This window comes from Pontibacter sp. GD7 (assembly GCF_058216375.1).
Genome location: NZ_JBYZMP010000002.1, coordinates 50,724 through 76,850 on the forward strand (window position 1 = coordinate 50,724; position 26,127 = coordinate 76,850).

Annotated in this window: 14 protein-coding genes and 1 pseudogene; 10 read left to right on the forward strand and 5 right to left on the reverse strand. The window is 48.6% G+C overall.

All coding sequences use genetic code 11. The annotated features are described in order from the left end of the window. Positions 1-3 precede the first annotated feature (3 nt). Positions 4-2,901, reverse strand: a complete 2,898-nt coding sequence (locus AC4BAP_RS03285) for a triple tyrosine motif-containing protein (protein WP_490581194.1) — start codon at positions 2,899-2,901, stop codon at positions 4-6. Positions 2,902-3,152: 251 nt separating this feature from the next. Between AC4BAP_RS03285 and AC4BAP_RS03290 the strand changes: the two genes are divergently transcribed. The 6 genes from AC4BAP_RS03290 (at position 3,153) to AC4BAP_RS03315 (ending at position 15,256) form a co-directional block, all read left to right on the forward strand. Next, complete coding sequence (locus AC4BAP_RS03290) at positions 3,153-6,242, forward strand: SusC/RagA family TonB-linked outer membrane protein (RefSeq protein ID WP_490581195.1); 3,090 nt, start codon at positions 3,153-3,155, stop codon at positions 6,240-6,242. Positions 6,243-6,254: 12 nt separating this feature from the next. Beyond that, entirely contained in the window at positions 6,255-7,829 is a 1,575-nt protein-coding gene (locus AC4BAP_RS03295) for a RagB/SusD family nutrient uptake outer membrane protein (protein WP_490581196.1), read from the forward strand. Positions 7,830-7,849: 20 nt separating this feature from the next. Then, on the forward strand, positions 7,850-9,262 hold the full coding sequence (locus AC4BAP_RS03300) for a PKD domain-containing protein (RefSeq protein WP_490581197.1): 1,413 nt from the start codon (positions 7,850-7,852) through the stop codon (positions 9,260-9,262). Between the two features lie 66 nt (positions 9,263-9,328). Then, positions 9,329-11,425 (forward strand): family 16 glycosylhydrolase, encoded by a 2,097-nt coding sequence (locus AC4BAP_RS03305; protein WP_490581198.1) that lies wholly within the window; start codon positions 9,329-9,331, stop codon positions 11,423-11,425. Between the two features lie 60 nt (positions 11,426-11,485). Then, positions 11,486-13,789, forward strand: a complete 2,304-nt coding sequence (gene bglX, locus AC4BAP_RS03310; RefSeq protein ID WP_490581199.1) for a beta-glucosidase BglX — start codon at positions 11,486-11,488, stop codon at positions 13,787-13,789. Positions 13,790-13,822: 33 nt separating this feature from the next. Continuing rightward, the gene (locus tag AC4BAP_RS03315; protein WP_490581200.1) at positions 13,823-15,256 is read left to right on the forward strand and encodes a sugar MFS transporter; all 1,434 of its coding nucleotides are present in this window, start codon (positions 13,823-13,825) and stop codon (positions 15,254-15,256) included. Positions 15,257-15,389: 133 nt separating this feature from the next. Here AC4BAP_RS03315 and AC4BAP_RS03320 read toward each other — a convergent pair whose 3' ends face one another. Then, entirely contained in the window at positions 15,390-16,670 is a 1,281-nt protein-coding gene (locus tag AC4BAP_RS03320) for an erythromycin esterase family protein (RefSeq protein WP_490581201.1), read from the reverse strand. Positions 16,671-16,819: 149 nt separating this feature from the next. After that, on the reverse strand, positions 16,820-17,551 hold the full coding sequence (locus AC4BAP_RS03325; protein WP_490581202.1) for a DUF4197 domain-containing protein: 732 nt from the start codon (positions 17,549-17,551) through the stop codon (positions 16,820-16,822). Between the two features lie 66 nt (positions 17,552-17,617). Between AC4BAP_RS03325 and AC4BAP_RS03330 the strand changes: the two genes are divergently transcribed. The 4 genes from AC4BAP_RS03330 to AC4BAP_RS03345 all read left to right on the forward strand — a co-directional run bounded on the left by AC4BAP_RS03330 (position 17,618) and on the right by AC4BAP_RS03345 (position 21,755). After that, entirely contained in the window at positions 17,618-18,877 is a 1,260-nt protein-coding gene (locus AC4BAP_RS03330) for a competence/damage-inducible protein A (RefSeq protein ID WP_490581203.1), read from the forward strand. Positions 18,878-19,049: 172 nt separating this feature from the next. Further along, positions 19,050-20,429, forward strand: a complete 1,380-nt coding sequence (locus tag AC4BAP_RS03335; protein ID WP_490581204.1) for a dihydrolipoamide acetyltransferase family protein — start codon at positions 19,050-19,052, stop codon at positions 20,427-20,429. Between the two features lie 162 nt (positions 20,430-20,591). Continuing rightward, positions 20,592-21,107, forward strand: a complete 516-nt coding sequence (locus AC4BAP_RS03340; RefSeq protein ID WP_490581205.1) for a hypothetical protein — start codon at positions 20,592-20,594, stop codon at positions 21,105-21,107. A gap of 54 nt (positions 21,108-21,161) precedes the next feature. After that, positions 21,162-21,755 (forward strand): hypothetical protein, encoded by a 594-nt coding sequence (locus tag AC4BAP_RS03345; protein WP_490581206.1) that lies wholly within the window; start codon positions 21,162-21,164, stop codon positions 21,753-21,755. A 359-nt stretch (positions 21,756-22,114) separates the two neighbouring features. On the opposite strand, the pseudogene AC4BAP_RS03350 reads toward AC4BAP_RS03345, so the two are convergent. Both AC4BAP_RS03350 and AC4BAP_RS03355 read right to left on the reverse strand, forming a co-directional pair. Further along, positions 22,115-23,288 (reverse strand): annotated as a pseudogene (locus AC4BAP_RS03350) (IS3 family transposase). A 104-nt stretch (positions 23,289-23,392) separates the two neighbouring features. Then, positions 23,393-26,026, reverse strand: coding sequence for a valine--tRNA ligase (locus AC4BAP_RS03355; RefSeq protein WP_490581207.1), 2,634 nt, complete (start codon positions 26,024-26,026; stop codon positions 23,393-23,395). Positions 26,027-26,127: the final 101 nt, after the last annotated feature.

A 26,127-nucleotide genomic window follows, 5' to 3' on the forward strand; every position in this document is an offset into this window, starting at 1 on the left:
GTCCTAAAATCTAAGTATAAAATCGGTCAGGTTATCGCTTCGCTCCAGATCCAGGCGTTTGCGCAGGCGATACCTGCTTATCTCAACGCCTCGCACCGATATATTCAGCAACTGCGCGATCTCTTTAGTGGTCAGGTTTAGGCGAAGGTAGGTGCTCAGCTTTACTTCCTGCGGTGTCATATCGGGGTATTTGTCTTGCAGGCGTTTGGTAAAATCGCCGTGTACATGGTTAAAATGCAGTTCAAACTGCTTCCAGTCGGTGTCGCTGGTAATATTCTGCTCGATGTTCTTGATAATGCGTTTTACCTCCTCGCTGCGCTGCTGCAATTCTCCCTGCTTCACAATCGACTGTAACTCCAGCTTCACATTATTCAAGAGCTCGTTCTTGTTGATCAGGTGAAAAGTGGATGAAGCCAGTTCCCTGTTCATGTGTTCGATCTCAGATTGTTGCTTCTCATGCTTCAGGCGCAGGATCTGTTTCTCACTAAGCTTGGCGGCTTCTTTTACCTGGGTTTCCTTTTCGCTAAGGGCACGTTCTTTATCTTTGATGATCTGCTGCTTTTCACGCCTGTACTTTTTATCAAGGTAATGCAGCAAAGCACCCAGCAACACCAGCCCCACCAATATGTAAATAACAATGGCCAACCTGCTCCTGTAAAACGGAGGCCTTACCGAAAAAGGGAAACTCTCGGCCACACTGGTATTGCCATGTATGTTCCGGGCACGCACATGAAACACATACTTGCCCTCCGGCAAATTGGTATACTCTTTCTCTGTCTTTGTCGTCCAGCCAGACCAGTCTTCGTCAAAGTTCTCCAGGTAGTACTGATACTGCGTTTTTTCAGGACGCTCATAAAAAGAACTGGAGTAAGTGAACCTGAGCGAGTTTTGCTTGTAGGGCAGCCTTAGCTCCTCTGCACCCTGAAAACCATGCTCAGACACCAGCACGGAGTCCTTTTCAAAAGAAGTATTCACAACTTTCGTTATCCGGGTGTTAAAAGGATATAGCTTCTTATCCTTTAGGCCGTCATAGTGAATAAAACCGTCTTTAGCCCCGATAAGCACATTATTAAGGTCCAGTATCTTGATGTAAGGGAGGTCGTCGTTTAGCCTATCGCTTATGGTGTTAAACTCTTTGCTCCTGATCTGCGGTTCCCCGAAATTGTTTAGTGTTAATATGCCTACCCGCTGATCAGAGATAAAGTAGATATTGCCTTGCACATCTTCCTCCATCTCGGCGAGGTGTTCATTTGGCCGGAAGTATGACGAGAAAACGCTGTCTTTGACAAAAGCATCTTTACTATAATCGAAGCGATAAATTCCCGTAAGGGCCGGGAAATACAACTTGCCCTGTAAGCGCTCCATGTTCACCAGCTGGTCTGAGGGCAAGCCGTTTCTGGAGTTATAAAAGCGATAACTTTTTATTTTACTATAATCCGGCTCAAACTTAATCCGGAATATACCTTTATAGCCGTGCGCGATCCACAGATCACCATACTCGTCAAAATCCAGCACCCTCGATGATTCCTCAAAACCACTATACTTTCTTATCAGTTGATAAGTATCCCCTTGCTTCTTCAGAAGACTAATACCATCATAAGAGCCAAGTATAAAATAGCCAGGCTTGTCGGGCACCGGAATATAATCCCAGGAGCCATTGCCAGAGGCAATTTTCTGAGCCTGCCCGTTTACGAGCATATAGGGCCCCGTGTGGTGGCCCATAAGTATACTTTCCTGGTAATTACGGAGCTTATACACCTGCCCCGTAGAATTTGGCACAGGCTTATACTTGTCGCCTTTTCCTACATCAGCAACAAACAGACTACTTGTGGTGCCCAGGTATAGTTTATTACCCTGCCTTAAAGCAGCATACCCGGCACCTGATATGCCCTTGGCACCATCGATCCGGCTAAACGGCGAACTGATCTCAACCAAAGACAAACCATTATTAAGGCCCAGCCAAAGGTTTTCATGCACATCCTGATACAGTGTGTGGATGGTGTTGTCGTAGAGGCCGTCTGCTTTGGTTAGATGCAGCAAAAGTGCTCCCTGCTTGTTCATAATAAACAGGCCATCGTTCTGGGTACCCATGGCATAGGAGCCGTCTTTTAAAAGCACAGCCTGATTAATTACCAGATGCTGCAGTACGCCCTCGTCCTCCATCTTCATGGGCACAGGACTTACGCCGTTGTAAACATAAATACCATCCTGCACAGTAAAAATGAGAAGCTGCGACTGATCCAGGGGAAGTATGGATGCAATGCGGCTTTGGGCAAATTTCTCGCCGCCAGGCAGTACTTTCAGCTTCCCGTTCTCAAGTTCTGAGAGGCCTTTGCCCCATGCCATAGTATAAAGCCTGTTCTTTACCTTGAATGACAACTCAAGGGGGTTATTGGGGGCAACTACCTTTATTTTGTGGTCGGGAGAGTATATGTAAATATTCTTGAAGGTCGTGAAGTAGATGCTTCCATCAATTTCATAGATGCGCCATACTTCATCAAAATTGCGGTGCTGCTCGGGTATTAAGCTCTTTAAAGAATGATATTGCAGGTTACCCAACTTGTTGGGTGCAAAATAGCCAAAGTCGGCCTGGCTGCCTACATACACCCTGCCCTGCGACTTAGAAGTATAAAGCGAACGCACCTTGGTTCCATTGTTTACCGGGTACCGGTTCCACTCTGCACCGTCAAACTCAAGCAGTCCGAAATTATTTGCGACATAGACAACTTCACGGCTATCCTGTACAATGCCCCAGCTTTGAATACCTCCTTTAAAATCCTCGGTGGTAAAGTTTCTGACAAATGGATTGCCCCAGTACCGTGTTTGCGCCAATAATGTTGTAAATGGCATGAGCACGAAAACTGCAAAAAAACAGATGACCAATTGTACAGCAGACTTCATAATTAAGTATCTTAATGCATAAAGCAATTGATTTACTATTGATGTATTCAATATAGAATAAAAAGTTAACTAATAAAATTCAAAAACCTCATTATTTTATCAAAAACAAAGATTTTAACCATTTTGATGTATTCTTGTTGTATAGCTTACAAGCATCTGATGTATTCTTGATGTAGGCATTTCTTAGTTTTTATAGCAATAATTCGAGTACTTCAAGCTATTAAACGATCACTCACCTATAAGCTTTAATCATGAGGAAAATCATACTGTTACTGCTACTCCAGCTCTACGGGGTGGCTTATGCACAAACTACCGTGACCGGGCGGGTAACAACCGCCAAAGAAGGTATTCCACTGCCGGGAGTTAGTGTAGTGGTCAAAGGGATGTCTGTTGGCACGACTACAGACGCTCAGGGACAATATTCGCTTAAGGTTCCTGATAACGGGAATACCCTACGCTTTTCATTCATAGGCTACATATCTCAGGATGTGCCTATCAATAACAGGTCAGTGATCGACATAAAACTGGCTGAGAACACAAAAATGTTAGAAGAGGTTGTGGTTGTAGGTTATGGTACACAACGCCGCAGCGAACTGACAGGGGCTATCAGCTCAGTTAGACCTGAAGAAATTACCGAAACACCAGTTTTACGAGTTGAGCAGGCGCTGCAAGGCCGTGTTACGGGTGTACAGGTAGCAAACGTTTCAGGTCAGCCAGGTGATGCCCCAACAGTACGCATCAGGGGTATCGGTACATCTGGCAATGCTGCTCCACTTTATATAGTAGACGGCTTCCCGGTAGGTGGCATCGATTTCCTTAACCCGAACGACATTGAGTCGATGGAGGTACTGAAAGATGCGGCTTCTTCTGCTATTTATGGTGCCAGAGCAGCTAATGGTGTGGTTCTGATAAAAACAAAGAGCGGCTCAAAGGACGGCAAGATGCGAGTATCTTATGAAGGTTATGTAGGTATACAGAATCCCTGGAAAAAGCTGGACCTGCTGGATGCACGTGAGTACGCCATTATGATGAATGAAGGCGCCGCCAACGCAAACTTAACACCGCTCTTCCCAAATGCTAATACACTAACCGGCGGTACGGATTGGCAAAGTGCCCTATTCGGTGAGAACGAAAAGATCATGAACCACCAGGTAGCAGTAAGTGGTGGCAATGAAAAGACAAGTTACTACTCCAACTTCTCGTTTTTCGACCAGAATGGTATAGTAGGCGGCGACAAGTCTAATTTTAAGCGCTATACTTTAAGACTGAATGCAGACAACCAGGTAAAGAGCTTCCTGAAAGTAGGAACTAACCTGGCGTATACTAACATCAACCGCAGAGCCATAGACCCTAACCAGGAATTTGGCGGCTTATTAAACAATGCGATCAACCTGGACCCACTAACGCCGATCTTCGAAACTGACCCTGCCAAATTAAAATCATCAACTTACGCATCTCCTTATATAGTAAGAGATCCAAACGGTAACGTATATGGCATCTCTCCTTACGTGGCACAGGAAGTAGTTAACCCACTGGCAAGACTAGCAGTGCTCAATGGCACAACTAAAGTAGACAAGCTGGTTGCCAATGCCTATGCAGATATTGAGTTCTTAAAGAATTTCACGTTCAGATCTAGTTTCGGTGTTGACCTGGCCTACGTTACCAACAACAATTTCAATCCGAGGTTTTATTTAAACTCTGCCCAGAAGAACACCAATTCTCTGGTTTCTAAAGAGACTATTAAATACTATACCTGGCAGGCTGAGAATGTATTGAACTATAACAAAGCCTTTGGCAACCACAATGTAGGCGTAACACTCGGCACAACTGCCCTGAAAAGCGAAGCCGACAATGTATTTGCATCAAAAACTGGTTTGGTTACCAACGATCCTGCCATGGCCTACCTAAACCTGGCAACGGATGCAAACGGCGCTCAGGTAGGTGGTTTCTTCGGAGAGAATGCCTTGTTATCATTCTTTGGCAGGGTAAACTATAACTATAATGAAAAATATCTTCTATCAGGTATTTTGAGAAGAGATGGTTCTTCAAGATTTGGCCGTGAAAGACAATTTGCCACTTTCCCTTCAATTTCAGCAGGTTGGATCATTTCCAATGAATCTTTCTTTCCGGAGCAGAGCTTTATAAACTTTGCCAAGCTTCGTGCCTCATGGGGCCAGAACGGTAACGAGAACATCGGTAACTATACCTGGGCATCTGTAATCGGGGTAGGCCGTGGTTATACTTTCTTTGATGGAGATGAACGATACATTAGCGGTGCATCACCAGTAAGAGTAGCCAACCCTTTCTTAGAGTGGGAGACATCAGAGCAATCTAACTTCGGTCTTGACTTATACTTCTTCAACAGTCGCTTGTCGCTTGAGGCAGACTATTACATCAAAACAACAAAAGGCTTGCTGGTAGAAGCGCCAATTCCTGGTACTGTTGGTAACAATCCCCCAACCGTGAATGGCGGCGAAGTAAGAAACAGAGGCATTGAGCTGGCACTTGGTTATAATGGAAGTATAAATGATTTCAGCTACAGAACATCTATCAATGGCAGCTTTAACCGCAACGAAGTAATAAGTATAAATAATGCGGAAGGTGTATTGATCGGTGCCAACTTTGCTACGTATGGCATCGTTTCCAGAAGTATACCTGGACAGCCTTTCGCCTACTTCTGGGGTTTTGAAACAGATGGCATCTTCCAGAACGCAGAAGAGGTTGCTTCTTACAAAAACGCATCCGGAGCACTTCTACAGCCAAACGCACAGCCGGGTGATATCCGCTTTAAGGACCTGAACGGTGATGGAGTGATCTCAGACGCTGACAGAACCAACATCGGTAACCCAACTCCTAAGATGGTTCTTGGCTACAACCTGGATCTGAAGTATAAAAACTTTGATCTGAGCGCCTTCTTCAATGGTGCTTTCGGCCACCAGATTTTCAACGGTACACGCCGACACGACCTGGTTACTTCCAACATGCAGACGAAATTCCTGAACCGCTGGACTGGAGAAGGCACTTCTGACAAGTATCCGCGCTTTACCTGGAACGACACGAACGGCAACTATACCAGAATATCTGATATATACATCGAAGATGGTGACTACGTTCGTCTGAAAACCCTACAGCTGGGATACAACTTCTCCAACAGCTTGCTTTCCAAGATTCACCTAACAAACATGCGTGTGTATGTTTCCGGTGACAACCTGCTGACATTTACAGAATACACCGGTTTCGATCCTGAGATAGGTGCCCGTGGTACGCTGGATATAGGTGTTGACAGAGGTATTTACCCACAAGCACGCATTTTCAGAGTTGGTCTAAACGCAACATTCTAAGCCAAGACATTTATGAAATATATAGTTAAAAATACTGCAAGAATTGCTTTTGTTGCCGCCCTTGCCCTGGGCACAACAAGCTGCGACGATTTCCTTGACCTTCAGCCTAAAGACGCACGCGTAGAGTCCAACTTCTACCAGACAGAGGCAGATGCCATGGAAGCCCTGACAAGTATCTATGATGTACTGCAGTGGAACACAGTTATCGGCTTCCACCCTACCCCGATGTTTATGGACATCGCTTCTGATGATGCTTTCGCAGGCGGAGCAAGCCGTACTGATGCGCCAAACATCATTGAGGTGGATATGCACAACATCCGTACTTCAAACCCTGAGATACAAGGGATGTGGAGAAAGCATTACATCGGGATTTACCGTGCAAATCTCCTGCTTGAGAAAATTGATGGCATTGACGCAAGCAAAGAGGTTAAAGACAGGATTACGGCCGAGGCTAAATTCCTGAGAGCGCATTTCTATCTGGACCTGGTACGCATGTATGAGAACGTGCCACTTGTACTAAACACACTGGTAAACCCAAGTGAGTATAACCAGCCACAGGCATCTCCTCAGGCAGTTTACGACCAGATTGCAAAAGACCTTGAGGAGGCTATCCCGAACCTGCCGGCAAGCACCCTGCGTGCCAACCAGGGGCGTGTAACCAAATGGGCTGCTAAAGCCCTTCTGGCGCGTACTTACCTGTTCTATAACGGTGTTTACAATGCGCAGCTTAAAGCCGGTAACACCACCGTAGACGCTGCCCGTGCCCTGAACCACTTAAAAGACATCATAGACAACAGCGGACACATACTGCTTGCAAACTATGCTGATAACTTTAAGAAGAGTGGTGAGTATAGCCCGGAATCTGTTTGGGAAATAGCTTACTCCGACGCTAACCCATGGTATGACTGGGGTTATATTCAGGGAGGCGAAGGCAACATGCAGCCGCAAATGCAGGGCCCACGCGTTGTTACCCCTGCTGTAGAAAGTTATGAGCGCGGCTGGAGCTTTGCACCGGCCACACAGTCCTTATACAATGCCTTCGAGGCCAACGACCCACGCCGGGATGCCACCATACTGGAGCAAAAAGAACTGAACGGAGAACTTGACAAAGGCTACCAGCACACCGGATACTTCAGCCAGAAGTATACAACATCTAAAGACTACACGCCTAAATCAGGTCAGCAGGAGCTTAACTGGGGCAACAACTACCGTTCTGTCCGCTTTAGCGACGTGCTTTTGATGGCGGCGGAGCTGGCTGCTAAAACAGGTGGCAACGCACAGCAGTACCTGGACAGGGTACGCACACGTGTGGGATTAGCCCCCGTACCGGCAACCCTGGATAACATCTACAAAGAACGCAGGGTTGAGCTTGCGCTGGAAGGCCATCGTTACTGGGACCTGTTAAGACAGGGGCTTACAGTCGCTAACCAACGAATTACGGTAAGTGGTACCCGTGGCCCTGAGTATGTTGGCGACCAGGCCGACTTTAACATCTCGTTCAAGCCTGCCACCAAAGGGTTCTTCCCGATACCGCAGAGCGAGATCGCGATCTCCAATGGTTTGCTGAAACAAAACGCAGGTTATTAATCATTTAAAAGATTCATATCATGAAAAGATATCTCTCCTATATAACGGCTCTTTTGCTACTAACTTTCACTTTCAGCAGCTGCGAAGAAGAGGATGGTAGCCTGGGCCCAGCACCTACCTCTGAGCAGGTACAGTTTACAGTACAGCCTGATGCTACCAACCCTAACATTGTTAATTTTAAGGCAAACGCCCCTGGGTTTAAGGCCGTGTGGGATTTTGGCAACGGTGAAACCGCAACTGGCATGCAGGTAACTGCTGCCTACCCTTTAAAAGGTGAGTATACGGTAACGCTTACCATGTACACCAGTGGCGGAGCGGCCTCCAACAGCAAGAAAGTAACCATTGCGAAGACCAATGCGCTTATGCTGGACCGTGAGGATTACAACTTCCTGACTGGTGGCGCCAACGCCCTGCAAGGCAAAACCTGGGTAGTAGATAAAGAAGAGATTGGCCACATGGGAGTTGGTCCTTCTTCTGGTACTACACCGGAGTGGTGGCAAGCCCCAAAGAACGATAAAGCCGGTTTGGGTCTTTATGATGATGAAATGACCTTTAAACTGGATGGTTTCAGCTATGTGTACAATAACAACGGCGATACTTTCGTAAACGGCGCGCATGCTGCAACATTGGGCGGAAATCCTGCAAATGGTGACCAGAAAGTGTCTTACCAGCCGCAAACAGGCCTGACCTGGACAATTACTGAAGAAGGCGGTAAGAAATACCTGAGCATCTCCAACAACGGTTTCTTCGGCTACTTTACAGGCGTTTCGAAGTATGAGATCCTGACACTAACTGAAAATGAACTGTATGTTCGCCAGCTTGACTCTAAAAATGATGCATTGGCTTGGTATCAGCGCTTAGTGCCTAAAGGCTATACCAGACCGGTTCCTGTAAAGCCATACAAAGTGCCAGCAGATCTGAAAGATGACTTCGATACGCCTGGTAATGTAGTTTGGAAAACAGACCAGGCCGTATTCAACGAAACATACGATAACCCTGCACCCCTGCCGATCAACACATCCGCTAAAGTTGGGCAGTACATCAAGAAAGCCGGTGAAGAGTTTGCCTTTGCGAACATCTCTGTTACCCTTGATCACAAAATGGACCTTACTGCAAAGAACAAGATCAAGTTAAAGGTGTTCATGCCGAGCTTCAACGATTATACAACCGAGGCAGGCTACGACTGGGCTGTAAAGAACCTGTTGAAGCAGGTATCTGTAAAGCTGCAGAACTCTGAAGATGGTCAGCCTTGGGTATCGCAGGTGGAAGTGAAACAGCAGGTAACGCAACTCGACAAATGGGTAGAGTTAACCTTCGACTTTAGCAGCGCCGCCAGCCGCAAGGACCTGGACCGCATCCTGATACAGATAGGTGGTGAAGGCCACTTCAACGCTGGTATCTTCTACATCGATGATTTCCAGCTCTATCAATAATTAATTTACCAGCAATGGCAGGGCGGCAGCACTTGTAGCTCTGCCATTGCTCAAATCCGCTTTTCAATGAAATTTTTAAACAAAGCCTTAACAGTACTTTCCATGCTGCTATGCTTGTCGTTGCCTGCGTTTTCTCAGACCGGTGGCTTTAACGAGCTGGTGTGGAATGATGAGTTTGAAGGCGAAGGTGCCCCGGACCCAACCTTCTGGAGCTACGACCTGGGTACAGGGCAAGGCGGCTGGGGTAACAACGAAGTACAAGCCTATACTAATAACAGCAGCAATGTACGCCGGAGTGGCGGCAACCTGGTTATTGAAGCCAACAAAGTAAACGGTGCCTGGACATCAGCACGCATTAAAACCCAAGGCAAATTTAACTTTACCTACGGCCGGATTGAGTTCAGGGCAAAACTGCCAAAGGGCTCTGGCACATGGCCTGCCCTCTGGATGCTGGGTGAAAGTATAACTACAAAGGGCTGGCCTGCCTGCGGCGAGATCGATGTGATGGAGCATGTCGGAAAGGACCCCGGTAGGATGCACGGAACCTTGCATACGCCATCCAGTTACGGCAACACTGTAAACACTGGCTCAACCATAGTAAGCGATTACGGCGATAACTTTCACGTGTACGCAGCCGAATGGACACCTGATGCCATCAAATTTTACATCGACAATAACCTGTTTTATACTTACGCCCCGGCTAACAAAGATGCCGCTACCTGGCCTTTCACTGACCCGCAGTTTATCATTATTAACCTGGCTATGGGCGGTAACTGGGGAAGCGACACAAAGTATGAAACCAACGGGCAGAAAAATGGTATTGACCCGGCCCTGACTACTGCACGCTTCGAAGTTGACTATGTTCGCGTTTACCAGACCTTCACAGAGTTAAAGCTATCAGGACCAGCTTCTGTAAACCCTGGTGCACAGAACATAACCTTTAAAGCCAGTAAAGTAAATGGTGCCGCTTATACCTGGGAAGTACCCGCTGGGGTTAGCATCACATCCGGTGTTGGTACTTCTGAGATCAAGGTAAACTGGGGAACTAACCCAGGCCAGGTAAAAGTAACGATGCACCTGAACGGGCAGAACTACCAGAAAACACTGAATGTAACCACAACTCAGACACCAGAAGGCGAAGCTTTCTTGATTGAAGATTTCAATGCCTTGCCATCAGCTAAACTTATAAGCAGCGGGGGCACTTTTAACTTTAGCCAGGAAAATAACGCACTAAAGGTAAGCTACCAGGTAACGAACCCAAGTGCATTACCACAGATAATCTATACCCTAACAGAGCCGCTCAATATGAGCGGCTATCCTGTTTTAGCTGTTAACCTGAGAACACGCAACGAAAGCGAAAACGTACTGCTGCGCCTCGACCTGATTGATGAGGCAGGGAAGGTAACCGGCACAAGCAGTGTTTTCACCCTGAGCCCCCTGATCGACGATAACGAGTACTTTACCTACTATTTTGATTACAGAAACCTGTTTGGCACCGGCTCCGGGCAAATAGACGGCACCAAGGTAAAACAGATCAGAATACTGGTGAACTATGGCATTCTGGGTTCTCCGGGCAGCGACACCTTCTGGATCGATCACTTCAGCGTTCGCCAAAGTATCCCGTCTGTACCTAAACGCCCTTCTCACTTAAGATTAACGAAAACAACCAGCTCCGTAACCTTAACCTGGCAGGATAACGCCGCCAACGAAGACAACTTTAAAGTGTACCGCTCTCAGTCGCAGAACGGTCCTTTTACCGAAATAGCATCACTGGCAGCCAACACAAAGCAATACACCGATGCGGTTAATCCGGACAATGGCTATGTGTACAAGGTACAGGCTGCCAATAACAACGGCACCTCCACCTTCTCGAACCTGGTTGCCAGCAATGCCTCACTGCTAAGTATAAAGTCAGAATTCAATAACGAGCAGGTGCGTGTTTACCCTAACCCTAGCAGCGGAAAATTTAGCATACAGCTAAACCAAAGCATCAGAATAAAAGAAATGCGCTTTTACAACGCATTTGGCAAAGAAGTAAGCGCACAAATTACAGCAAGTGCAGCCAGTGGGCTTAGCGTACAAACCGACGTGACCCCAGGCTTATACTTTTGCCACCTGCATACCCGGGAAGGCATCATCATAAAACGGATACTGATCATTTAATATAAAATAGCTAACCCTTCTGGCCATACTTTGAAAGTCGGGTTCACTAAAAGAAATAGTATGAAAAAAACTTTTATCCCCATCCTGCTGCTTGCCGTAATCGGCTCTGCAATGCTCTTCTCCTCGTTTAAGCAAGGAGAAAAAAAGGATAAAACAGAGCAGCGTATCGAAGACCTGCTCGCCAAAATGACGCTGGAAGAAAAAGCCGGCCAGCTGAATTTTGTAGTCGGCGACCTGTTTAACACCGGGCCTACCGTCAGAACCTCGGAATCAGATGTGTTTAACGAAGCTATCCGGAAAGGGCAGATCACCGGCATATTCAACATCCATGGAGCCGCCTATATTGGAAAACTTCAGAAAATCGCTGTGGAACAGTCGCGACTGGGTATACCATTGCTGATTGGCGCCGATGTGATACATGGTTTCAAAACAGTGTTCCCGATACCATTGGGCGAAGCAGCAAGCTGGGACCTGGCTGCTGTTGAGAAAAGTGCACGCGTGGCTGCCAGGGAGTCTGCAGCATCGGGCATTAACCTTACGTTTGCACCTATGGCCGATGTGGCGCGCGATGCCCGCTGGGGAAGAACGGCAGAAGGCGCCGGCGAAGACCCTTACCTGGTGTCTTTGATGACTGCGGCACGTGTTAAAGGCTTTCAGGGAAAAAGCTTAGCAGACCCTAATACCATTGCTGCCTGCGTAAAACACTTTGTGGCTTACGGTGCAGCAGAGGCCGGCCGTGATTACAACACAGTGGACATATCAGAGTATGAGCTCCGCAACACCTACCTGCCTCCATTTAAAGCGGCCCTGGATGCCGGTTCCGCCACTATCATGACCTCTTTTAACGAGCTGAACGGTATACCTGCCACTGCCCACACAAAAGTAATGCGCGACATACTCAGGGACGAGTGGGGCTTTAAAGGCGTAGTGATCTCTGACTGGCAGAATATCTGGGAAATGACAGCGCACGGTTATGCCCGCGACAGCGCACACGCCGGAGAGCTTGCCCTAAAAGCCGGTACCGATCTGGACATGATGGCTGAGATCTACCTGAAAGAACTGCCTAAAATGGTAAAGACCGGTAAAGTGGACCAGAAATACCTGGACGATGCCGTACGCAGAGTGCTGTGGCTAAAATTTAAGCTTGGCCTGTTCGATAACCCATACTTATACAGTAACACTAAAACCGAGAAGAAGGAGATCCGCTCTCAGGAGAACCTGAAGGCCGCATTTGAGATGGCGCAGCGCTCTATCGTGCTACTGAAAAACGAGAAAACCCTACTTCCATTAAACCCATCGAAAAAACAAAAGATAGCTGTAATAGGCCCGTTGGGAAATAACAAAGAAGACATGAACGGCACTTGGTCTTTCTTCGGAGAGGCACAGCACCCAGTATCGTTCCTGGAAGGCATAAAAAAGTATGCGAAAGGCGTAGAAGTAAGCTATGCCGAAGGATGTGAGCTGTACAGCAACTCCAAAGCTAAGTTTGATGAAGCGGTGGCTGCCGCTAAAAATGCTGATGTAGTGGTAATGGCGCTTGGCGAAAGTGCCGTAATGAACGGCGAAGGCGCATCAAGAGCTGATGTCAGTTTGCCAGGCGTGCAATTGGACCTTGTAAAGGCAATCCATGCTACAGGTAAACCGATCATTGCGCTGGTTAGCAGTGGCCGTGCTTTAGAACTTACCTGGCTTGATGAGCATGTGCCAACCATACTTGCCACCTGGTCTTTAGGATCTGAGGCTGGCAATGCCGTAGCCAGCGTGTTGTTCGGGGAGTATAATCCATCGGGCAAGCTGCCGGTATCTTTCCCGAGAGCCGTTGGCCAGTTGCCTTTATACTACAACCACAAAAATACAGGCCGCGCCTACGAAGGCAACCATTCCGAGCCAGGTTCGGAGCGTGTGTACAGATCCAGGTACCGCGATGTGCCTAACACGCCGCTTTACCCATTCGGCTACGGACTAAGCTACAACACGTATACGTATGACAACCTGAAGATAAGCAGCGACAAGCTAGCTGCGGCAGGCCAGCTGCAGGTAAGTATAGATGTTACCAACACAGGCAAGTATGCCGGTGAAGAAGTAATACAGCTTTATACCCGCGACCTGGTGGGCAGCATCACAAGACCAGTGAAAGAGTTGAAAAAATTCCAGAAACTGGCCTTTACGCCTGGCGAGAAAAAGACAGTTACGTTTACCATCACTCCTGCAGACCTTGCTTTCTGGCGTGCCGACCTTACCTACGGTGCAGAACCCGGCGACTTCAAGGTATTTGTTGGCCCTAACTCGCGTGACGTGCAGGAAGCCGCCTTTACATTACTGAAGGATGGCTCCGTGAAGTATGAATCAAGCTTAAAAAACTAACCGAAAACACTAACCCCGTTTAACCTTTATACTATGGCTGTAACCTCACCTTCTTCTAAACCAACCGTTGCTTCGTCAGATACTGGACTGGACAATGGCAAAAGCTTTACCGGTCCGCTGATCGTTGTAACGCTGCTGTTCTTTATGTGGGGCTTTATTACCTGCATGAACGACATCCTGATACCAAAACTGCAACAGGTGTTTGTACTGCAGCACTGGCAGGCCATGCTTATCCAGACAGCCTTTTTCGGGGCTTACTTTATTATCTCCTTGCTATACTTTGTTTTTTCCATGACTAAGGGAGACCCTATCATGAAAATAGGCTATAAGAACGGCATTATTGTGGGGCTGATTGTAGCTGCCATCGGTTGTGCCCTTTTTTACCCTGCAGCCGATTACCACAGCTATGGCTTCTTTTTGATGGCCTTGTTCGTGCTGGCTTCGGGCATTACCATACTTCAGATCGCGGCCAACCCATACGTTACCGTGCTGGGCAGGCCCGAGGGCGCTGCCAGCCGCCTGAACCTGACGCAGGCACTCAACTCATTTGGTACCACTGTGGCGCCTTTAGTGGGTGGCTACCTGATCTTTGAAGGTGTGCAGGCGATGGATGATACAGCCGCTTCTGTAAAACTCCCTTACCTGGGGCTTGCCGCCACGCTGGTAGCTATTGCCGTGCTGATCAAACTTGCTAATCTGCCGCACATTAAAGGTGAAGGCCGCATTGTGGCCGATGCAGGTGCGCTAAAATACCGCCACCTGGTGCTGGGTGTGATCTGTATCTTTATGTATGTAGGCGGTGAGGTAGCTATTGGCAGCACACTTATCAACTTCTTCAGTTTACCGGAGATTGCGGGCCTTTCGGAGGCAGAAGGCGGACACTACCTGGCCTTTTTCTGGGGTGGTGCCATGATCGGAAGGTTCTTCGGGGCAGTGGCGCTGGCAGAGTTCAAGAACAAAGGCCGTAAGTACATGATCATCGCAGCCATTACAGCCATTGTGGTTACCATGATATTCGCCATCTATGGTCAGCAGGAAGCCCTGATCGTGCTGGGCCTTATCGCTGTGAACTTCCTGGTGCTGTTACTGGGCAGGTTCCTGCCAAACAGGACGCTGGGCTTCTTTGCCGCTGCGGTAATTACCTTGCTTCTGATCACGATGTTAACCACTGGTGCCGTAGCTATGTGGGCCGTAATTGCAGTTGGCTTGTTCAACTCCATCATGTTCCCGACTATCTTTACGCTTGCCATTAAAGGTTTGGGTGTGCATACCAGCCAGGGCTCTTCGCTGTTGGTAATGGCCATAGTGGGAGGTGCTATCATCCCTCCGTTGCAGGGATATGTAGCCGACGTAACCGGTAGCCTTCAGCTGTCGTTCATCGTGCCTTTGTTGTGCTACCTGTACATAGTATACTATGGCTTTGCCGGCTCCAGGGTAGAAAAAACAGACCCTAGCGTCGAAGTATAGCCACTTACAGAAGCATGTCTGATAAACATTGGGCATCAAGTATAACCAAGAATAGTTTTCTCGTTTAATAAAGTTGAAGCCTGCGGCATCTTATAGCTGCAGGCTTCTCTTTTAATCAGGGTTTAGGCTGTAATTAGTAGTTCCATGGATACAGGTCCGGTTCTTTGCCCGATGTTGCTTTCATGTGTAATGGATGCACTGCCTCTGTTTCGTCAAAGTATACAAAGGCATCGTAGCGGCCCGGAATCACCGTTGGCACATAATTTCCGAGCGCCTCATACTTTGCATCATACACCACGCCAATTGCCCGATGCCCGATCCTATTTGCTAAATCTGGAATATCGGCCAGGTCCCGGGAAAGTATGATCTTGTCTTCAGTGCTTATCTTGTGTAGCATGTGTTCCCAACTGCCTTCCACGGCAGGCGGCACTTCCATTTTCTGCATGGGGGCACCCCACGACTTACTGGCAATAACACTGCCCTGGTAGGTGCCAAAGCCAACAAGCTTTACCTGGTTCTGCCCATACTGCTTGCGGGCCAGCTCCCCTATGTTATACATTCCATGATCTGCCATGTCGGTAAAGCTGGCATCCCCGATGTGGGTGTTGTGTTCCCATACTATTGCCTTAGCGTCTGGTCCGTGGAGTTCCAGCAGCCTGTCCAGGGTTTCCATCATATGGCTGTCGCGCACGTTCCAGGAGCTTCCTCCACCCCTCACCATGGCCCTGTAGTATTTTTCGGCATTTACCGCAACCAGAGCATTCTGGCGTGTGTTAAAGTCATTTTCAGGATCGTCTGTGAATGTGCGGTGACCCTGTATCTTTTGCAGCATCTCCACTACCTCGTTTTCGCAGTTTGTGCGCACAAAAGCAGTTGCACGGGCATATGTCTGGGGGTCACGGTTAAAAGGCTCGAAGCAATTGATCGCCATCTTTGCCGCCTCTACTGCCTGTCCGTCGTTGCTCTCCAGAAACTTGATGATCTGCTCCAGCGATTCCCACAAACTGTAGACATCCAAACCATAAAAACCCGCCTTCTCGTTAGGGTTGCGCAAGTGATTATAGTCGCGCATCCACTCTATCAAGGCTGCCACCTCCCAGTTCGCCCACATCCAGGTAGGCCACCTACGAAAAACCTGCAGCACATCGGCTATTTTACTCCCGGAATTGTGATACCCCTTTATGAAGCGGTTTACAGCATAGCACTCCGGCCAGTCGCCTTCTACCGCCACAAAATTAAACCCTTTCTCCTGCACCAGGCGCTTTGTGATGGCTGTGCGCCAGGTATAATACTCTGATGTTCCGTGTGAGGCCTCGCCCAACATCACTACGCTGGCATCTCCAACCTCTTCAATTAAAATATCCAGGTCCTTCTCCTTCGTAATTGGGCTATACTTAAAAAGTTTGTTTTCCATGGCGGTACTGTAAGCTGCATGCCCGGCAATGCGCCTTGGGCATTTTTGGTGTATTGTACTTTTATTCAACGGTTTATGTTCCACAAAAAAAAGCACCCGCCATACTTCTGAGTAAAGCGGGTGCTCAGCCATGTAAAGGGCACTATATCTTAAGACTGATTCTGTTTTGAGAAAACACGGCGCAGCAATTCTGTGGTACGGGCAATCGGGTTTTCACGAATATTTGCCTCTTCCTGCGCTACAAGTATAAACAGGCCATCTATTGCCTTTTGTGTGGCATAATCATCCAGGTCAGGGTTTACTTTTTGCACAAGCGGGATCTTGTTATACTGGTTTACAAGGTCTCCATAATATTTGGTGGCATTGGTCTTCTCCAGCGACTTTACCATAACAGGGTTAAAGGCATTATAAAGTTGCTGTGAGGTAGTTCGTTTCAGGTATTGTGTAGCTGCATCTTTATCGCCTCTAAGTATGGCCCAGGCATCGGCGATTGTCATCTGCTTAATGGCGCTCACAAAAATCGGGACGGCACTTTTGGCGGCATCTTCTGCTCCGCGATTCAGGGTAAGTATAAATTTATCTACCTCGTTGCCCAGCCCCACCTGGCGTAAGGTATTCTCAACCCGCTGCACATCCTTCGGGAAAGGGATACGGATAAGTGAGTTCTTATAATAACCATCCGTTTGAGAAGCCTGGTTTGCCCCGTTCTTAATACCAATTTCCAGGGCCTGCTTTAAACCTGCTGCAACCTCATTCTGTGTAACAGGGGCACCGGCCGTACCGGCAATAACGCCATCTACGGTACGCTGTATGTCGGTGGCCGTACAGGCAGATGCGCCAATAGCCAGCGCAATGAAAGAAGTATAAAGTAATTTTTTCATATCGTTAGAACATCTTTAACTTGAATCAGTTTTAAACTCCTACGCATAAATCAGACCAAGATATATATGAAATCTGTTATTGCCGAAATAATCACCATCGGAGACGAGATACTTTACGGCCAGATCGTGGACACCAACTCTGCCTGGATGGGCACTGAGCTAACTAAAATAGGCATCAAGGTAAAGCAGATCACCTCCGTGTCTGACAGCGCCGTGCACATAATTGAGGCCTTGGACAATGCCACTACCAGGGCCGATGTGATTTTACTGACCGGCGGTTTGGGTCCAACCAAAGACGACCTGACCAAAGTAGTGCTTACCTCATACTTTAACACCACGCTTAAATTGCACGAGCCATCCCTGGAGGATGTGAAGAAGATATTCGAGAAACGTAACATTGAGATTACGGAGCTTAACAGGCAACAGGCATTTTTGCCGGAGGCATGCACGCCGGTGCGCAATGTGTTAGGCACTGCGCCGGGCATGTGGTTCGAGAAAGAAGGGAAAGTATACGTTTCGATGCCGGGAGTGCCTTTCGAGATGAAGCGCATGATGACAGACATTGTGTTGCCTAAGCTCAAATCATACTTTAAAACGCCGGAGATCATCCACAAGGTTATCCAAACGGTGGGCATACCGGAATCTATACTTGCAGACAAACTGGAGCACTGGGAAATGAGCCTGCCGGAACACATAAAACTGGCCTACCTGCCGCATTTGGGTGGCGTTCGGCTGCGCCTGACGGGTACTGGCTCAGATGCAGCTCCGCTGGAGCAGGAACTACAGGCAGAAGTTGAGAAGCTAAAGCAAATAATCCCGGGCTATATTTTTGCTATTGGCGAGCTAAGCCTGGAGGCGGCCATAGGCGACTTGCTAAAAGAGCGTGGACTGACCATAGCCACTGCCGAAAGCTGTACCGGCGGCTACCTGGCGCATAAACTTACAAGTATAAGCGGCAGCTCAGCCTATTACCAGGGCAGCATCATTGCCTACCACAACAACGTGAAGATAAGAGAACTTGGCGTGAACCCCGAAACCCTGCAACAGCATGGTGCCGTAAGCGAGGCTACGGTAAAAGAGATGGCAGAAAACGTAAGGCAGAAGTTCGGCACCGACATTGGCGTGGCTACCAGCGGCATTGCAGGCCCTGACGGCGGCACCCCAGAAAAACCGGTGGGCACGATCTGGATAGCCTATGCCGACAAGTATAAAACAGAGGCCAAGCTGCTGCATTTTAACAAAGACAGGCTCCTGAACATTGAATACACCGCCATGGCCGTGTTAAACCTGATGCGCCAAAGTTTAACCGCAACCGTTGAGGAATAGGCTAAAATCATTAACTTTGTTTGCGAATTTAGGACACAAGTAGCAAGACACAAAATGCAAGACTTGTTTTAAAGCAATTAATGCGTTTGTTCTTACTAAGCAGTTTATAGGATTCTCTTGTGTCTTATGTCTGAAATCTAACGTCTCAAAAACGATCAACGAATAAAAAAATATGGCACTTGTAGAAATGGTTATGCCCAAAATGGGCGAGAGTATCATGGAAGGTACCGTACTGAAATGGCTCAAGAACGTGGGTGATACCATTGAGCAGGATGAGTCGGTGCTGGAAGTAGCTACAGATAAAGTGGATACAGAAGTACCTGCAATTCAGGGTGGTGTTTTAAAGGAGATCCTGGTTAAAGAAGGTGATGTGGTTGCCGTAGGCGCACCAATCGCTATTATCTCTACCAACGGTGAGGACACCGCTTCTTCTGCCCCTGCCGCACAGCCACAGGCTGAAGCAGCTCCTCAGGCTGCCGCACCACAGGAATCAGCAGCACCGGCCGCAAGCACTTCTTCTGCCGCTAAACTGGATAAGCCAGCTACAGGCCGTTTCTACTCTCCGCTGGTGCTGAACATTGCCCGCGAAGAAGGCATCTCGATGGAGGAACTGGAATATGTGCCAGGCACAGGTAGCGAAGGCCGAGTGTCTAAAAAAGACATTATGGCTTATCTGGAGAACCGTAAAGGCGCTCCGGCACAGGCAGCTGCTCCTCAGGCACAGCCGCAAGCACAGCCAGTACAGGCACCAGCCGCTGCACCAGCACCAGCCGCTGCACCAGCTCCTGCCGCACAGTTGCAGGCTGCCGCGCCTCAGGTTAAGCCTGCTGCCTCTTACGGCGGCAACACCGAGCTTATCGAGATGGACCGCATGCGCAAAATGATCGCCGACCGCATGGTAGACAGCAAGCGCATCTCTCCGCACGTTACTTCTTTTGTAGAGGCCGACGTGACCAACATTGTAAACTGGAGAAACAAGTGGAAGAACGAGTACAAGAAGCGCGAAGGCGAAAACCTTACCTTCACTCCTATCTTCATCCAGGCTATCGCCAAAGCGATCCAAGATTACCCAATGATCAACGTGTCTGTTGATGGCAGCACGATCATCCGCCACAAAGACATCAACATTGGTATGGCCGTGGCCTTGCCTTCTGGCAACCTGATCGTTCCGAACATCAAGAACGCTGACCAGCTGAACCTGAATGGCCTGACCAAGAAAGTGAACGACCTGGCAAACCGTGGCCGTATGAACAAGCTTACGCCAGATGATCTGGCAGGTGGTACTTACACAGTATCTAACGTAGGTTCTTTCGGCAACGTAATGGGTACGCCAATCATCATGCAGCCGCAGGTGGCAATTATGGCAGTTGGCGCTATCAAGAAAAAGCCAGCCGTTATCGAGACTCCGGAAGGCGACCTGATCGGTATCCGTCACTTCATGTACCTGTCGCACTCTTACGACCACCGCGTAGTGGATGGTTCGCTGGGTGGCATGTTCGTGCGCCGCGTGGCTGATTACCTGGAAAACTTCGACGTAAACCAGACGATTTAATTTTGACAAAGGATCTTTTGACTTAGGACAAAAGACTTAAAGTATAAAGAGCCTGCTTCGGTAATCGGGGCAGGTTTTTTTTATAGGATAGCTTCATACATATCTTTTCTATAATATTAGAAGTATAACCTTTGGTTATCATAAAGTATAAATAACAAAACTATGAGAAGTATACTTCCCTGGCTGTTAGTAGCCACTTTGCTGTTTCTGGCCATGTATTTTTACTGGAAAAAGAACGAGGCCGAAAGCAGGTTGATAATTGCCGATAATAAACTGGCTGAAATGGGAAGCACCCCTGAAATGGAGGTTGCCGAAGAGGACACCCTAGCCGACATCATGTTACCCCCTGACACCATGGGCATGACGCCTCCTCCGGGGGCCGAGTTTGTGGATGAACTTGGCGCACTGAGCCAAAGCGACATTCAACGGTTAAAGCGCAAAGGACTGAGTAACCCTGAAACCGACCTGATGAACGATCTGAACCGCAAGCAGCGCCAGCTTATACCCGTAGAGGGCACCATGGGCGGCACCATGGCCATCCGCGACAGCCGTATTTTAAACGACCGCTACGCCATGGCCTATTATGAAGATGGCCACAACGGAGGCTACCTGCTGTTGAAGTATGAAGTAAACAACGGAAATATTACCTGGAAAGTAGTGGACAACTCTAAACTGTAATTTCTAGCACAAGATTTGAGCAGGTGAAGTATAAAGTATAAACCGTAAACGCCGATGATACTAAACGCCATACTTCCCCTGCTCTTTTCTATACTATTTGCCAACCCTGGAAACCTAAAACTGCGGGAGGACATACAGAAAGACATTGCAAAACTGCAGCAGAGCAAACAATACTTCATCAGCGACAATACCTCCGAAACTGCATCGCTGCAAAGTATAAACAACGACTTGCAGCTATTTAGCCTGGTATCGAACCTGGACCTTTCTAGTGCAAAGTATAGCCAACAGCAGGTAGGTCAACATCAGGTACAGCAGTGGCATTTTACTGACGGTGAGATCAAAAGTATAACCCAGCTTGAAAGCATGATCGCTTTGGATACTGTGGTAACGCAACGCTACCTCGAAAACCGTCCTCCTTCCCAACACCGCGTTCAGAACAATTTCACGTTCAGGGTTTACCAGATAGACACAGCCAGCGAACCAGCCAAACTATTTTACCTCTCAGAAGCGGATCAGGGGCTGCTGATGTACAGGCTAGGAGAAAAAGAAGCCCAGATCAGCTACCTCTCTCCTAAAAACGGGTTGAATCATTTATTGCCGGTATATCAGGAGAAGGTAAAGAAGCTTTTAGATGGTGTGGTGAAGTAGTATAGCCTTTAAGCTTGAATTGCTTTGCAAGCGCTTTCTAGTTTAAATTCGTATTTCCGCCTTTTTATCGAGCTGCCTCTACTCCTAAGTCTTACTTACATATTGTTTCACATCTGACTTTGGTGCGCTCAAGGCGGGGGAAGGGGCCCTCTTTTAGAGAGAGGGGCAGGGGTGTGTAATCGTCTTCAGAAATCCCCCTCCTGTTTTAGGAGGGGCTAGGGGAGGTAAAATTCCCCGCCTTAGACTCTAAAGGGGGCCCCTTCACCCCCAGGAGGGGTTAGGGCTGGTTGGACTCGGTACTGCAACTATTATCTGTCTCGTCCTGAAATAAGTTGACGGTTTTGAGACGAAATTACTTTTTATTTTGAGACCTCCAATGCTTTGGTGTTGGAGGTTTTCTTTTTCAACTGTTTTACTTTGAGTTCCTGCTGCAGGTGCATCTGCTCGGGTGTCAGGTAATGGCACGAGAGGTGGGGCCTGAGGGTGTTGTAGATGCCCACTGACTCTGCGATCACATGCACTGCCTCCAGGTGGTGGGCAAAGCCCCGCTCCAGGCCAAACTCATCCTTCAGAATGCCGTTCACGCGCTCAGCCACCGCATTCTGGTAAGGGTCGTATTTTTCGGTCATGCTCGGCTTTATCTGCGCCTTTTCCAGCAGCTGCTGGTACTCCTGCGCGCAGTACTGCAGCCCCCGGTCCGAGTGGTGGATCAGCCTGTGGCCATACTTCTTTCTACCGATGGCCATCTTCAGCGCCTGCGCAGGTCCCCGGAGAGGTGGTAGCCCATGATCTTCTTGGAATAGGCATCGGTCACCAGTGAGAGGTAGCTGTGGCCTTCTTTGGTGGGGATGTAGGTGATGTCTGCCACCCATGCCTGCTCAGGGCGCTCTATGCGGAGCCCCTCCACCAGGTTCCTGTGCTTTTTCATCCAGTGCTTTGAGTTAGTGGTTTTATGGTAGCTTTTCTTTGGCTGGACCAGCAGCCCCTTCTCCCGGAGGATGGAAAAGAACTTGTCTCTTCCCACCTTCAGTTCCCCGAGCTTGCCCTTGAGCAGGTGGTAGAGCTTGCGGGTGCCCAGCCGCGGCATCTGCAGGCGGATCTGCCGCACCAGCTCCACCACTTGTTCGGCTGTCTGCTTTTGCTCCAGCGCTCTTGCCTGGCGCTGGTAATAGGCTTGCCTGGAATACCCAAACAGTCTGCAGGCCTCAGACAAACTCATTGCTTTTCCTTCTCTGAGTTTGTCGACTGTTTGGGTAAAGACTTTTTTCGGATCTGGATCCCCAGCTGGCCCTCTAGCTCTTTGATGCGTTGGTTGGGTGTCTTTGACATGGTGCCTGGGTTGAGGTCCCAAGTTAAGCGCCCGTGCTTTCGGAGCCAAACCAAAACGGTGCTTCTTCCCTGGATGCCGTACTTTTTCTGGGCCTGTTTGTAGGTGAGGTTTCCCCGCTCTACCTCGGCCAACACGGCCAGTTTAAAGCCAAGTGTGTAGTCCCGCTGGGTGCGCTTGCTTTTTTTCTCTGTCGGTTTTTCCATAATAGGTTGTTTTAAGTGTCAACCTATTTTAGGACGGGACAATCTAAAAAAAGAAGGCCGTTCCATCATCAGGAACGGCCTTTTTATACTCAGAATTTTATACTTTACAGCGAAGCTAAACTCTGCTCAATGGCATTGATCTTGGCCTCGGCGTCAGCTTTCTTCTTACGCTCGTTAGCGATAACCGCTTCTGGGGCACCACTTACAAAACGCTCGTTGCTCAGCTTCTTATCAACCGAAATCAGGAAACCTTTAGTATACTCCAGTTCCTTCAGCAGACGCTCACGCTCTGCCTCCACGTCAATGTTTCCCTCCATCGGTATAAAGAACTCATCGCCGGAAACAATAAAGCTGATAGCGCCATCGATGCTCTCGCCTACAAACTCAATCTTATCCAGGTTAGCCAGCTTTTTAATTACGACCATAAATGGCTCGTAGCGCTCACGGGATACGGCTTTAATGTACAGGTCGAGCTGCTTGTTGTTCGGAATATTCTTCGAGTTGCGGATGTTTCGCACAGCACCAACCACCTCTAACACGCTTTCCATAGTTTCGATGATCTGCTTGTCGAACTTGTCACGCTTCGGCCACTGCGCCACGATCAGGTATTCCTTGTCCTTGCGCTCTTTCAGGTCGTGCCAGATCTCTTCTGTAATGAAAGGCATAAACGGATGCAGCACCTTCAGCACCTTCTCCAGGAATTCCTGCGTTTGATCCAGCGTTTTCTTGTCGATTGGCTGCTGATACGCCGGCTTGATCATCTCCAGGTAGTTCGAGCAGAAGTCGTCCCACACCAGTTTGTAAACCGTAAGTAGGGCATCCGAAATACGGAACTTGCTGAAGTGGTCCTCGATCTGCGTAAAAGCTTCATTGAACCTTGACTCAAACCACTTCATGGCTGTTTCGTTCGGGCATGGTAGGTTTTCATCAACTTCCCATCCTTTTATCAGCCTGAAAGCATTCCAGATCTTATTCGTGAAGTTACGTCCCTGCTCTACCAGTTTCTCGTCGAACAGAAGGTCGTTACCAGCCGGAGAGCTGAACAGCATACCTGCACGCACACCGTCGGCACCGTACTGATCGATCAGGTCAAGCGGGTCTGGCGAGTTACCCAACGACTTAGACATCTTACGGCCCTGCGCATCACGCACAATACCTGTCAGGTACACGTTCTTGAACGGCATCTCGTTACGGAACTCGAAACCAGCCATGATCATACGCGCCACCCAGAAGAAAAGGATCTCAGGGGCAGTAACCAGGTCGTTGGTTGGGTAATAGTATAAAATATCCTTGTTGTCCGGGTCTTTAAAGCCATCAAAAACAGAGATTGGCCATAACCACGACGAGAACCAGGTATCCAGCACGTCTTCGTCCTGGCGCAGGTCTTCGGCCTGAAGGTTTTCGTTACCGCTTTCTTTGCGGGCTAAAGCAAGAGCCTCCTCAGGTGTAGCAGCTACTACATATGAGCCATCCGGCAGGTAATAGGCAGGTATTTGCTGGCCCCACCACAACTGACGGGAAACGCACCAGTCGCGCACGTTCTCCATCCAGGCACGGTACATGTTCTTGAACTTAGGCGGGTGCAGGCGAATCTCATCGTTCATCACAGACTCAAGGGCAGGCTTTGCCATCTTGTCCATCTTGCACCACCACTGCATAGACAAGCGCGGCTCGATTACAGCACCCGTACGCTCAGAAGTTTGCAGCACAGAGGCATACTCCTCGATCTTCACCAACAAGCCAGCCTCTTTCAGGTCCTTCACGATATTGCGACGCGCCTCAAAACGATCCTGCCCAACGTATAGCTGCGCTTTCTCATTCAGAGAGCCATCGTCGTTCAGGATGTCGATAGAAGCCAGGTTGTGCTTCTGGCCAAGTTCGTAGTCATTCAGGTCGTGGGCAGGCGTTACCTTTAGGGCACCTGTACCGAAGTCAATGGCGACGTACTCATCAAGTATAACCGGGATCTCTTTACCCAACAACGGAATGCGAACCGACTTGCCATGCAGGTGCTTGTAACGCTCATCATTCGGGTTAACAGCAACCGCCACGTCGGCCATAATGGTTTCTGGGCGGGATGTGGCCACTGTTATGTATGTTGGCGCTGCTGCACCTTCTGCCACTACTTCGTAGTTCAGGTGGTACATCTTCGCCATCGTTTCTTTCGGGATAACCTCCTCGTCAGAAAGGGCGGTACGGCCCTGTGGGTCCCAGTTTACCATGCGCACGCCACGATAGATCTGGCCTTTGCGGTACAGGTCCACGAACACCTCGATAACGGCTGCGCTCAGGTCGTCTTCCATGGTGAAGCGGGTGCGGTCCCAGTCGCAGGATGCGCCCAGTTTCTTTAGCTGCTCCAGAATGATGCCGCCATATTTCTCTTTCCACTCCCAGGCATACTTCAGGAACTCGTCGCGGGTAAGGTCTTTCTTCTCAATTCCCCTTTCCCTAAGCATCGCCACTACTTTTGCCTCTGTGGCAATAGAAGCGTGGTCGGTGCCTGGTACCCAGCAAGCCTCTTTGCCCTGCATACGCGCACGACGGATAAGCACATCCTGGATCGTGTTGTTAAGCATGTGGCCCATGTGTAGCACCCCTGTTACGTTTGGCGGCGGAATCACAATGGTGTAAGGCTCTTTATTCGGGTTAGGCTCTGAGTGGAAGAAGCCGCGCTGCATCCAGCTATCGTACCACTTCTTCTCTATTTCCTTGGGGTTATATTTCGTTGAAATCGACATCGTTTACTCTTTTTTGCTGCTTTTCGGGCTAAAAAGCAAAAATAGGCAATTTAGGGGAATTGTTGATTGTTAATTGATGATTGTTGTCCGAATCAGGATTT